Annotated in this window: 11 protein-coding genes and 1 pseudogene; 9 read left to right on the plus strand and 3 right to left on the minus strand. The window is 52.3% G+C overall.

The window, feature by feature from the left end; genetic code table 11:
* Positions 1 to 158: 158 nt before the first annotated feature.
* Complete coding sequence (locus ACXLHR_RS06745) at positions 159 to 3,065, minus strand: Hint domain-containing protein (protein ID WP_458790732.1); 2,907 nt, start codon at positions 3,063 to 3,065, stop codon at positions 159 to 161.
* 245 nt (positions 3,066 to 3,310) lie between these two features.
* Here ACXLHR_RS06745 and ACXLHR_RS06750 point away from each other — a divergent pair.
* The 8 genes and pseudogenes from ACXLHR_RS06750 (at position 3,311) to ACXLHR_RS06785 (ending at position 8,984) form a co-directional block, all read left to right on the plus strand.
* Positions 3,311 to 4,448, plus strand: a protein-coding gene (locus ACXLHR_RS06750) for an IS3 family transposase (RefSeq protein ID WP_458790733.1) whose coding sequence is annotated in 2 segments (ribosomal slippage) — positions 3,311 to 3,604 and positions 3,606 to 4,448 — 1,137 coding nt in all. Because the reading frame shifts where the segments join, the coding sequence is not laid out codon by codon here.
* A 907-nt stretch (positions 4,449 to 5,355) separates the two neighbouring features.
* The gene (locus tag ACXLHR_RS06755) at positions 5,356 to 5,748 is read left to right on the plus strand and encodes a lysozyme inhibitor LprI family protein (RefSeq protein WP_458790734.1); all 393 of its coding nucleotides are present in this window, start codon (positions 5,356 to 5,358) and stop codon (positions 5,746 to 5,748) included.
* Between the two features lie 55 nt (positions 5,749 to 5,803).
* A pseudogene (locus ACXLHR_RS06760) lies at positions 5,804 to 5,980 on the plus strand (His/Gly/Thr/Pro-type tRNA ligase C-terminal domain-containing protein); the annotation flags it as partial.
* Between the two features lie 211 nt (positions 5,981 to 6,191).
* Positions 6,192 to 6,482: a BufA1 family periplasmic bufferin-type metallophore gene (locus tag ACXLHR_RS06765; RefSeq protein ID WP_458790735.1), complete on the plus strand. Its 291-nt coding sequence runs from the start codon at positions 6,192 to 6,194 to the stop codon at positions 6,480 to 6,482.
* A 74-nt stretch (positions 6,483 to 6,556) separates the two neighbouring features.
* Complete coding sequence (bufB, locus tag ACXLHR_RS06770) at positions 6,557 to 7,405, plus strand: MNIO family bufferin maturase (RefSeq protein ID WP_458790736.1); 849 nt, start codon at positions 6,557 to 6,559, stop codon at positions 7,403 to 7,405.
* Entirely contained in the window at positions 7,402 to 8,136 is a 735-nt protein-coding gene (locus ACXLHR_RS06775) for an HvfC/BufC N-terminal domain-containing protein (protein ID WP_458790737.1), read from the plus strand. The genes bufB and ACXLHR_RS06775 overlap by 4 nt, the downstream gene beginning before the upstream one ends.
* Before the next feature lie 11 nt (positions 8,137 to 8,147).
* Complete coding sequence (locus ACXLHR_RS06780) at positions 8,148 to 8,678, plus strand: DoxX family protein (protein ID WP_458790738.1); 531 nt, start codon at positions 8,148 to 8,150, stop codon at positions 8,676 to 8,678.
* A 159-nt stretch (positions 8,679 to 8,837) separates the two neighbouring features.
* Positions 8,838 to 8,984 carry a hypothetical protein gene (locus ACXLHR_RS06785; RefSeq protein ID WP_458792571.1) on the plus strand — a complete coding sequence of 49 codons (147 nt, stop codon included), beginning with the start codon at positions 8,838 to 8,840 and terminating at the stop codon, positions 8,982 to 8,984.
* 78 nt (positions 8,985 to 9,062) lie between these two features.
* Here ACXLHR_RS06785 and ACXLHR_RS06790 read toward each other — a convergent pair whose 3' ends face one another.
* Entirely contained in the window at positions 9,063 to 9,743 is a 681-nt protein-coding gene (locus ACXLHR_RS06790; protein ID WP_458790739.1) for a recombinase family protein, read from the minus strand.
* On the opposite strand from ACXLHR_RS06790, the gene ACXLHR_RS06795 reads away from it, so the two are divergent.
* A protein-coding gene (locus ACXLHR_RS06795) for an IS3 family transposase (RefSeq protein ID WP_458790740.1) occupies positions 9,735 to 11,077 on the plus strand; the annotation gives its coding sequence in 2 pieces (ribosomal slippage) (positions 9,735 to 10,062 and positions 10,062 to 11,077; 1,344 coding nt in all). The two genes, ACXLHR_RS06790 and ACXLHR_RS06795, sit on opposite strands and share 9 nt — an antisense overlap.
* 35 nt (positions 11,078 to 11,112) lie before the next feature.
* Here the strand turns inward: ACXLHR_RS06795 and ACXLHR_RS06800 are convergent.
* The gene (locus ACXLHR_RS06800; protein ID WP_458790741.1) at positions 11,113 to 12,402 is read right to left on the minus strand and encodes a P-loop NTPase fold protein; all 1,290 of its coding nucleotides are present in this window, start codon (positions 12,400 to 12,402) and stop codon (positions 11,113 to 11,115) included.
* Positions 12,403 to 12,522 lie beyond the last annotated feature (120 nt).

The raw sequence follows: 12,522 nt of genomic DNA on the forward strand, positions 1-12,522 counted from the left end.
TTGGCGGCGGCACCGTGCCATAACACATAACGGCACCGCCGTGGACGGCGTCTTTTACGGCTACGATACAGGCACAGCAGACCCCGACGAAGTGGGCTCAGCCTCTCGATGCTCCAACCGGGTCTTAAAACTCGTCAATGAGATCGTCGCGTCGACGCCTAAGTCGCGGCGCTCGCTACCCCATGCAATAGATCACGAAGGGCATCGCGAGACAGTGGTTTTGTCAAAACGCCGTTCATACCATCTTTGAGAAATTCACTTTGCTCTTCGATCATCGCATTGGCTGTCAGCGCAACAATCATGGTATCTTGCGATGCGCCACTTTGCCCTCTGATAGCACGTGTCGCAGCACGTCCATCCATGATTGGCATGCTGATATCCATGAGGATGAGGTCAAACCATCCACTCTTAATTGTTGGTTGATAAGGTGTGATATGTGCATTCAAGAGAGGCATACTATTTTTAGCATGACGCAGACCGAGTTTTTTTGCTTGTTTACCGCCAATGATTTGACGGCAAGATGTAGGTGTGAAGTTCGTTGATGCCACTTCCGGGAACAAGATCATAATTTCCTGCCAGCCATCGGCGGTTAGGCTTAGTTGCACCTGATGCCCGAGATAGAGACTCTCGGAAAGAATTCCACCAGAATAGACTATTTCATGGTTATCGAAGAGGATGTGAAGGTAAGTCACCTCTTCCAAATCATAGGCAATTTTGACGCCTTCTATCGCCAGAAGATGTTTTGCCGCGACCAATACTTCTGTGCTATCGAACATCCTCTCAGCCACTTTGGAGGCAATTAAGATACGGTGTTGGGGCGATACAACTAAGTCGCGAACACCATTTTCAGCACCGACAACAGTTTTACAAATGCGGATCGGCCGCAGGTTCTCATTTTCCTCAAGTTCGCGAGCATCAAGTTGACGGCGGCCGACCCAGCGAAGCGGTTGCAATCCATGATCAAGGGTTTGGACGAGGTCACCAACCTTTAGATCTTCTACTGCAACTTCACCATATGCAGTTTCGATCAGGGCTCCCTCTACAAAGCACGGAACAGGAGGGATAGGACCAGTTAAGCAGGCTGGGATCACTTCGGCAACGGGAGTCACCTCAATAACCAAGGACGCGGTCTCTGCGTTATCTGGATCCGTAGCATCAACCGTTGTGTAGGTCGTCACTGGACCTGGGCCGTTATAGTTGGCAGTAGGAGTAAATAGGTATGTACCATCTGCGTTGATCTGGAGATCGCCTTCAGTTCGGCTCGCTATATCACCAGCGTTATAAATGGTAGAGCCAACCAAAAACGTGCTCACGGTAGTCGTCTCGCTGAGGCCAAGATCGCTGCTCAACACCGCATCCTCAGGCGTCGTTACGGTATTATCGACAAATTCAATGCTCTCGATATTGGTGAACTTTACCTCACCGCCAGTTCGAATGCCGTTGGGTTCATTTAATTGGAAAACCGTACCGTTTTCCGTGTTGTTTGGATCAGTGAGCACAATCTCATAAGGGCCGAAGTCTTTCAGAACAAGGAGGTCAAAGTCGCGACCGTCAGCGTTCTCACCGCCATCGATAACATCGCCAACGCCGCCATAAATAACATCAGACCCACCGCCTGCAGACAGATTATCTGCACCGTCTCCCCCGTCTAGAACGTCAGCACCGTTACCAGTTACGATAGTGTCATTGCCACTTCCGGTAGTGATGTGGAACTCTTCAACCCCAGCATAGATCGTTGCGTCTATTATGCCAGAATAGGTGCCAGCAACGTTCACAGCCGTGTTGGTGATTGGCGCCGTAGATACAGATAGATCCATGACAAGCCTGTCATGCCCAGGCCCCGCAGTTAAGGTGCCTGCACCACCCGCGTCCTTTATTATATCATTGCCTGCGCCTGTGGCGACGGTGTCTGCAGCGTTACCCGTTTCAACGACGTCATTACTGTGGCCAGTGGTGATCGTATTGGCTCCGCCCCCCGCCTCGATAACATTATTGCCACCCATAGCGGTAATAGTGTCGATGGCGTCGGAGGCCGTGATGAAATTGTTGCCAGAACCGGCTACTATTACGTTAGCTCCGCCACCTGCCGAAATATAGTTATCACCGTGACCAACTGTGATTGTATCAATGCCTTCACTACCTAGAATGATATTGTTACCGAAGAAGGTGGGCCCGACCGTAATTGTGTTGGCACCTGCAGTGCCAAAGCCAGCATCGATGCAGTTGTTGCCGCCACCAATGGTCATCGTATCAATGCCACTGCCGCCAATAATAATGTTATTACCAGAGAACGTGGGGCCGACGGTGATCGTGTTTGCGCCCTCTCCAGCATAAATATAATTATTACCACCACCGGTGGTGATCGTATCGATGCCGTCACTGCCAATAATAACGTTATCGCCAGAACCGACTAAAAGCGTATTGGCAGCTGCAGTGTCTAAACCAGCATTGATATAGTTATTGCCGTTACCAACGGCGATCGTATCAATACCACTACCGCCAATGACTGTATTTGTGCCTTCGCCGACCACGATCGTATTAGCACCATCACCAGCATCAATATAGTTATCACCGTTGGCCGCGGTAAACGTAAGGGTGTCAGCACCCGCGCCGGTAAGTACGGTCAAGTTTTCAACATTAGTGATGCTAACCGTGCCCAGGTCACCTCCAATGATGGCAGTGGTGGCTGTAACCACACCCGCTGACGCACTATAATCGACGATGAGCCTGTCTACGCCAAGCCCGCCATCTACAATATCAACTCCACCAGAGACGGTAATCACGTTGTCCCCGATGTTACCCGTAATTAGATCACTCGAGCCACTATCCACCACATCTATTGACGCAGACCCGCCAAGAGTCACTCCGGTAACATCGGGCGCCAGTTGCAAAACAATATCGGAGGAACTGACGTCGCCCTCAATGGATATATCATTTTTTAAGACCGTCGCCGTCTCGTCACTGTAACCTGCGCCCAAGAGGATGGTGTCGCCAGGCGAAGCATCCATCATTGCGGCCGAAATCGTCGGATAGGAAAAACCTGATCCTACGGTTAGAGTTGCCAAAGCAGTTCCTTTCACGCAGACTTCAAGAGGATAGGTTCACCTCTTGACATGCGAATTGTCATGCGTACGTAAGCATAAAAATATTTTAAATGAGATTTGGTCCAGAAGATTAGACAGAATTGTCTAACTTCTGCTTGCTGTTAAAAATTCATCTGTAATGCCTTTTTGAGGCTATGTTTAGAGGTGGTCGCGGATTTTCGGACCAGTTGTTAAGGTGGATCGCATGACGAAAGAAGTGATCCCAAATGACAAAACGAAAGAACCATTCGCCCGATTTCAAAGCCAAGGTTGCGCTTGAAGCAATCCGCGAGGAGATGTCGATGGCGGAACTGTCCAAAAAATATGGCGTTCATCCGACCCAGATAGGGACTTGGAAACGGGCGGCGATAGAGAATATGGCGACGGCATTTACGCGCAAAGGTTCAGCGCCCGATGGGGTAAGTGCCGTTGACGTCGACAAGCTGCATTCCAAGATAGGTCAGCTTGTTGTGGAGCGAGATTTTTTGGCGGATGCCTCGCAGCGCCTAACGGCCTCGGGATGCGAGGCAAAAAATGGTGAGCCGAGATCATAAGTTAAGCATGCGTAAACAGTGCGAACTATTGCAGTTGTCGCGTTCGCGGCTTTACTACCAGCCCGTCGGCGAGAGCGCTGAGAACCTGCGGTTCATGGAAATCATCGACAAACAGTTCCTGGAAACGCCTTGGTATGGATCGCGTCAGATGGCCCGGTACATGAAGCGCAACAATCACCAATGTGGCCGCCACCGGATCCGGCGCTTGATGCGGCTTATGCGTCTGGTTCCGATCTATCAGGAGCCCAACACAAGTAAAAAGCATCCGCATCACAAGATCTGGCCTTACTTGCTGAGGAATGCGGCAATTGACCGCCCAAATCAGGTTTGGTGCGCAGATATTACCTACATACCGATGCGACGCGGCTTCCTGTATCTCGTGGCGATCATGGATTGGCACAGCCGCAAAGTGCTTTCGTGGCGGCTGTCCAACAGTATGGATGCAGACTTTTGCGTCGAGGCTTTGAAAGAGGCGCTCGCCAAGCACGGCACGCCGGAAATCTTCAACACCGATCAGGGCAGCCAATTTACCAGCGGCGCTTGGATCGACGTGCTGGTCGACGCAGACATCAAGATCAGCATGGACGGAAAAGGCGCATGGCGCGACAATCGCATGATCGAAAGGCTCTGGCGATCGTTGAAGTATGAATGCGTCTATTTGAATGCCTTTGAGACAGGCTCGGAAATGCGGGCTGGGATCGGCAAATGGCTGACGTATTACAACTCTGAGCGCCCGCATTCAACTCACGGCATATTGACCCCAGATGAGGCCTATGTCAGCAAAACAGAACCAATGAGATTAGCAGCCTAAATAAAACCCAGATCCACCTTAACAAGGATGTAAACTGGTCTAAAATCTAGGACCACCTCTGTTTTGTATCGATTTTTAAAATCAAAAATAAACATACAGGGTCGGCCTGCGATTGGGCTCATATACCCTGAGACGATGTGTTAAGAATAGAATGACAGAAATATCGATACCAAACTTCACCTTAACTCCCTGACGCGTAACACATTCTTGAACGCCATTACTAACTTAAGTTAGTGCGCCTACTAAACGACTACCGACAAGCGACGGTAGGGCTAATAATATACGGTTCCAAGCACTGAAGTACGATGCCATCGCGGTGTTAGCACCGCTGGTGTTTAGAATAATAACTGCTGTCCCCCTCCCCAAATGTCTGCCCCTGTACGGTTCTTGAGATGTGGGAGTTCGCATCGTACTTTGTGAGAGAACCACCCCTTCATGAGTCACATCACAGAGAAATGGTGCATTGCCCCGATACTTTGAGTTCGCGGGTCACTCGATTTCGCTGTTGCAGCGAAAGTCGGCAATGCGGGCTGCTACCGCAGCGTTGGGACAGTATGGCCAAAGTCCGCAATGGGCCGTGAGCGTTGATCGACGCAAGGGGCGGATTCCGGACTTTCGCCGCAGTTGCGAAGTATAGGCTCACCGTTTGAGAATGCAGACGTTTGGCAGCTTGAGGCACTTTTGCCGGCAGCGAAGGTCGGCAAAGAGCCCATTTCGACCAATACTGCGTGTTGTATGAATGTCCGTTGTTATGAGAGCGCTTCAACAACGGCTTCAGTTTTGAATGGGTTTTTTGGAACCATCAATCAGGCTGGTCTGCGCCCGTGCAAAACGATGGTTTTAGAACGAACCCGTTTATCCTATTACAATACGTAATGAGATGTGGTTGGGAACGGCAGGATAAGTAATGAAAATAATTTTAGGCGCGGTAGGACTAACATGTTTTGTATCTGCTGCTCTGGCCGATGACGTGAGTTGCGGAAGCGATGGCAATCAGAGGTCCATTACTCTGTGCGCTGAGCAGGACTATCGAACCGCGGATGGTGAGCTGAACGTCGTTTATGGAGAGTTGATAGAAAGTATATCTGCACCTGGCCACGAAACGCTTCGTACGGCACAGCGCAAGTGGATTGCTTATCGCGATGCTCAGTGCGACTTTGATAGCGCTGGGACGCAGGGGGGAAGTATTCATCCATATGTCCTCTTGACTTGTCTCGCTGACCTAACCCAGATGCAAAGCCAGAGGCTGAAGCGCCAGTTAGAGTGTGTTGAAGGTGACTTATCCTGTGGTGGTCAATGAATGGTTGGCCCCATCGGAAGGTTTCTTCGTAGAACCACGCTAAAGGGGGGCAAATGAGGTCCGCGAACATTCACTGGGCAAGGTGCCGATTATTCTGGCATGCGGCGCGCGCGAAGTCGAAGAACGTACCGTGTCTGCGCGCCGCCTTGGTGAAAAGCAAACATCTGTAACATCCCTTGATGCGATCCTCGAAGAATTGCAAAAATCAGCGACTCCACCCGATCTTTTGTAACATTCCAGCGCTGTAACGTATTACAGACCCGGCCCCGAAAATGGGTCGGTCCTTTGTTTTCAACACCTTAACGCTCCCTGCGTTCTGACATGCGATAACGCCCACGCGATGCACGACCCTGTGAATGGCGCGGACAGTCTGTCGCAGCCTAATGTAGGGATGTCGCTAATCACGGCGCATGAAATGCAACCAACCAACAGGAAGTCATCCCATGTCCAAGACAACAACCACGCTCGCCCTCGCAGCATCCGTCGCAACCGCAATTGCGGGTCTGTCCACAGCCGCACACGCGCAGTCCAACGAAAAATGCTACGGTATTTCCTTGGCAGGTGAAAACGACTGCGCAGCTGGCCCCGGCACAACATGCGCCGGCACATCCACGGTGGATTACCAAGGCAACGCATGGACATTCGTTCCAGCCGGCACTTGTGAAACAACGATGATCGGCGACACAGACGCCATGGGCACCCTTGAAGCAACCGATGTAAACCTGCCAGCGTAAGCTGCAAAACACGTTTCAAGACAGCGACGCCCATCCGCACCGCGGTGGGCGTCACCATGTAAGGAGCCGTTAAGATGTTCGATGCTGTTCGCAAATCCCTGCCCAACCGCCCCGGCGTTGGTTACAAGGCGCAACATTTTAACGACATCATGACGGATGCGGGGCCGGTTGGCTGGCTGGAAATCCACGCCGAAAATTATATGGGTATGGGGGGCCGCCCCCTTGCGCAACTGCGCGCGCTTTGTGAAAAATTTCCGTTTTCCGTTCATGGTGTCGGCCTTAGCATTGGTGGGGTCGGTCGCCTTGATGCTGACCACCTGGCGCGATTGAAAACCTTGTGCGATTGGCTGCAACCCGCCAGTTTCAGCGAACACCTTGCATGGTCTACACACGACAGCGCGTTTCTGAACGATCTTTTGCCCCTGCCCTACACCGCCGCGACGCTGGCCTGTGTCAGCGATCACATCGATGAAGTCCAAAGCGTTTTGGGCCGACAAATGCTGTTGGAAAACCCATCCAGCTATTTGGCCTTCGCCGAATCCGACATGTCAGAAACCGACTTTCTGGCTGAAGTCACAGCGCGCACCGGATGTGGTTTATTGCTGGATGTGAACAACGTTTTCGTGTCTGCCACCAATCTTGGCTATTCGCCACACGGCTACATTGATGCCTATCCCCTTGATCACGTTGGCGAAATACACCTTGGCGGCCATGATGAAGACAGGGATGAAACTGGCGCACCTTTGTTGATCGACAGCCACGGCGCGCAGGTTGTCGACCCTGTCTGGGCATTGCTGGATTACACGCTGGCAAAATCAGGTCCCAAGCCGGTGTTGATCGAATGGGACACCGATGTTCCCGATTGGTCGGTCTTGGTCGAAGAAACGCAGCGCGCGGACACGGCGCTGTCGGTTCTGTCATGATCACCACACAATCAGATTTCCGCGCGGCCCTGCTGGACCCTGCCAAACCGCCCCCCAACGGCGTGCAAAATCCGGACGGCACGCAGGCGGCAAAACGGTTTGATGTGTACCGCAACAACGTCGCTGTGTCCCTTACACAGGCGCTGGAAACCGCATTTCCGGTGGTGAATAAACTGGTTGGTAGTGATTTTTTCCGCGCCATGGCAGGCGTTTACCTGCGCACGCATCCGCCGACATCCCCCGTCATGATGTTTTACGGCGACGCTATGCCCGACTTTCTTGCGGGATTTGGCCCCGCGCAATCGGTGCCCTATTTATCGGACGTCGCCCGCTTGGAATTGGCGTTGCGTCACAGCTACCACGCCGCTGACAGCGCCCCGATTGCGCCCGATGCACTTGCCCAGATCGCACCGGACGCATTGCCCGATGTGACGTTCACATTTGCGCCGTCGGTGTTTCTAATTGCGTCCATATACCCGCTCCACTCGATCTGGACGGCGAATACAGCGGGCGGTGATATCGTCAAAACTGCGCAGCCAACTTTGATCACGCGGCCGGAATTTGACCCGATCGTTGATGCCATCACCCCGCAACAAGCCGCCGTTGCGACCACTTTGATGGCGGGTGCCACCCTTGGCGCGGCCGTGCGCCACGGGGATGCGGGTTTCGATATTGGCCCACTTCTTGGTCTTTTGCTTGCGCGGCATGCGTTAATTTCAATAAATCTGTGAAAGAATACCCGATGATTGCCTTATACGATCGCACCACCAGCGCCTTGAACGCATCCGCCGATACGATCCTGCCAACGCTTGCGCGGTTCGTGTTCGCCGCCACGCTGCTGGTCTATTTCTGGAACGCGGGCCTGACCAAATTTGACGGAACACCCTTCACCCCCGGTGTGGGCGGTTACGCGCAAATCTTCCCCAAAACGATGGAGTCCGTGGGCTATGACATTTCACAAATGTCGATCTTTCACTGGGCCGTCGTCGTTGCAGGCACGTTTGCGGAATTTATCCTGCCACTGCTGATCGTGATCGGGTTGTTCACGCGATTTGCCGCCCTTGGGATGATCGGCTTTGTGATCGTGCAATCGCTGACGGATCTGTACGGCCACGGCGGCATTGCGCACACCGAAACACTGGGCAAGTGGTTTGACGGCCTGCCCAACGGTACGATCCTTGATCAACGCGCGTTCTGGATGGTCGTTCTGGTCACGCTGGTCCTGAAAGGTGCGGGGCCGCTGTCCGTGGATCGCCTGATCACCAAACGGTAAAAATGCGCTTTGTCTTCATCGGGTTTGCCAGCGGCGATGGCCAAAATGCCGCCCAAGCCAGCAAAGCCGATGGGGAACATCGTTGCGACGTTGTGAAGTGGTCCGGCAAAATTGGACAGCGTGCTAAGGTGTATCCAACACGAATGAATGGATACGAGAATGACGAAGCGACGGAGCTTTTCAGACAAGTTTAAAGCTACTGTGGCGCTTGAGGCGCTGCGTGGTGACAAGACGGTGCAAGAGATCGCTGCCAAGCAGCCAACTTCACCCAACGCAGGTGAGCACGTGGAAACGGCAGGCGATTGAAGGCATGGCAGGGGTTTGGCCCCATCGGAAGGTTTCTTCGTAGAACCACGCTAAAGGGGGGCAAATGAGGAACGCCAGTTACAAAGGCGCTTTTCCCATCGCCTTATAAGCCGTTGATCTTCCTATGCCGAGATGTTTTGCGGCTTGAGAAACTGATGTTCCGGCCTTCACAAGTTTTTGGAGTGCTGAGATTGTTTCGGGCTGCAAAGGTGGCCGTCCAGGGTTTCGCCCATGTTTTCTTGCCGCTGCCAAACCGTCTTTTGAGCGCTCAGAGATCAGCCGACGCTCGAAGTGAGCGATGGCCCCAAAGACGTGAAACACAAGCTCGCCTGCGGCTGATGTTGTGTAGATCTGCTCCTCCAAGCTGATCAGGTTGATCTCTCGTGCTTTCAGATCGTCTACAGTTTTCAAGAGTTCTGTGAGCGATCGTCCCAAGCGATCCAGCCTGATGACGGCGAGCGTATCCCCCGGACGCGCAAAGTCCAGCAACGCCGTAAGGCCAGGCCGATCGAAGGTCTTTCCAGAGATGACGTCTTCAAACACGCGCACAGCGCCTTTTTGGGTGAGGCGGTGTCGTTGTCCTGACAGATATTGGTCTGGTGTTGAAACCCGGGCATATACGTGACCCAGAGTTTCGTAAGGAGTTTCTAAAAACGTCTGATGGTGTCTGACGTCAGCGCCTATGGGACCAAATAGCGTTATTTGATAAGAGAGTGTTTCTGGCTCATCGTCACCACTGAGGAGTGGAAGATGAGACAAACAACGACGAGCCCTGGCGAGAAGATCGTCAAAGACATCAAACGCGCCACGCGCAAGCATTACTCATCCGAAGAGAAGATCAGGATCGTTCTGGATGGTCTGCGTGGTGAAGACAGCATTGCAGAGCTGTGCCGCCGTGAGGGTATCTCTCAGGGCATTTACTACAAATGGTCCAAGGACTTCATGGAAGCCGGAAAGCGGCGCCTTGCGGGCGATACGGCACGTGCGGCGAACACTGACGAGGTGAAGGATCTGCGCCGTGAGGCCCGTGATCTCAAGGAAGTTGTGGCGGAACAAACACTGGAACTCCGTTTGCTTAAAAAAAGCATGCTGGGCGATGGGGGCAACCACGAATGAGATATCCTGCATCTGAGAAACTGGAGATCATCCGGCTGGTCGAGGAAAGCCACCTGTCAGCACGGCTCACGTTGGCAAAGCTGGGCATTCCCCGCACCACATTCTACCGTTGGTATGATCGATATTTGCGGCGTGGCGAAGTTGGACTGCAGGATCAATCGCCGAAGCCCAAACACGTCTGGAACCGCATTCCTGACGAGGTGCGGCGCAAGGTCGTGAAGTTGGCGCTGAAAGAAACCGAGTTGTCGCCACGTGAACTGGCCGTGACGTTCACGGATCGAGAAAGCTATTTCGTATCAGAGGCTTCGACGTATCGGATTTTGAAGGCGCACGATCTGATCACCAGCCCAGCGTTTATCGTTATAAAGGCGGCGAGCGAGTTCAAAGACAAAACCACGGGCATCAATCAGTTGTGGCAGACGGACTTCACATATCTGAAGATCATCGGATGGGGCTGGTTTTATCTCAGCACGATCCTCGATGACTACAGCCGATATATAATCTCGTGGAAACTTTGCACCAACATGAGAACCCAAGACGTGACGGACACATTGGACTTGGCTTTGGCAGCGTCGGGATGTGACCAAGTTCATGTCGTCCACAAACCTCGCCTGCTGAGTGATAACGGCTCCAGCTACGTCTCGGGGGAGCTGGCGGAATGGTTGAAAGACAAGGATATGAAGCACAGCCGTGGCGCGCCCTATCATCCTCAAACGCAGGGCAAGATCGAGCGGTGGCATCAGACCTTGAAGAACCGCATCCTGCTGGAAAACTACTTCCTACCCGGCGATCTTGAGGCTCAGATCGAAGCCTTCGTAGACCACTACAATCACCAGCGTTACCACGAGAGCCTGAACAACGTTACACCCGCCGACGTATACTTCGGACGCGACAAAGCCATTCTACAGCAACGGGAAAGGATCAAACGTAAGACGCTCGAAACGCGACGCTTGCATCACAGACAACACGCCGCATAATGCAACCAACCAGATGAGCCGAACTCTCTCTTAGTCTAGGCCGCCTTTGGTGCCAAAAACCCTGACGACGGACAGTCGCGAGCCTCCCATCCGATCTTGCTATCGGCTAAATTCAACATAATCCCTGTCAAATGCATGATCACTTCAGGCGCGTGGAATTCCATTTTAACAATCTGTTTTTTCACGACCTCCAGCGCCGCCTCGACCTCGATGTCTGTGCGCATTTCCCACCACCATAGAGTTTGCCAAGTTTCGGGGTCTTTTGACATAAATACGCTCGTTTTCCGAAGTTCCCTTGATAGGAGGTCCTCGGTGACATGTCCCCTCGATATCCATGCCAGTGCAAGTTCCGCCGAGATTACTTGGTTATATAGCCTAACGTAGGGATGTCCTCCGAACTGCTCTTGGATCAGCTCTAGCGCAGTCTTGGGAGGAGCGTCACCCTTTTGACCGTTAACCTCCCAAAGAGCTCTTTCCCATCCGTTTTCTTGCGTCAAGCCCTCCACTCCAAGACCACCACCACTATGAAATGAAATCGAAAGCGCAACAAAAGTTGCGAGCAAGTATCGCATCGCTTCGGTGTTTTCCCGCAGGTCCGCAGGAATTTGATGGAAAACCCGTGCAAATTCCAGCATAGAATATCGGAGCAATCGCAAGTTCAGGGCCTGAGATGTTTCAAAGATACCAGAAATGAGATCTTTCTCAGCGTTCAGAAATTTACACACTTCAACCTGATCTTTGACCTTTGTCATGGTTTCCAGAAACCCTGCAAAAGCGCCGGCCACATCAGGAGCAATGGCAACAACTCGCCCAATGACTTTCTCTTTTGTCCTTTCGTAAATCTTAACGTCCTTGTCTCGAAGTTCATTTTGGTTCGCGAGAAGAACCACATTTCGCCCTTCGTGCTCCACGAACCGGTTGATCGCACTGAACAACTCTGTGAGGGGCATTTCTGTTCGCTCGAGATCGTCGAAAACGAGAACCTGCGGCAGGTCTTTCATAACTGCTCGACGAAATGCTCCGGTTAGATCCACTTTAGCTCCAGTAAACTTTTCGGTCACACCTTCGGCCAACTTAGTGAACCCTTGCGGAGGTTTTACAGCCCTGCGTTCGAGGACCGATAAAAATAGAGCCTCTTCAATCGCCTTTGAATTAATGGCTCCATAAAGGCTGACATAAAGTGTGTCGTTTCTGCCTGCCATCCAACCTTTCAACGCATGGGTTTTACCTGCACCCCAGGGCGCGTCTATAAGTAGGGCAAACCCTGGTCTCATAAGTAACGCATATGCGTCGAGCTGAGGACTAAGGTGTGAGTTGTCATTCATTTCGTTTTCCTATCGCAAAAAAATGGCTGGATAGTAACCTACTGCAAGATTACGCATCTGTGATCGTTCGCAAAATTACACAGGTTCGATTGCTGTGATTAAGTGGTCTAAGAGCACTCG

This window comes from Yoonia sp. MH D7 (assembly GCF_054439475.1).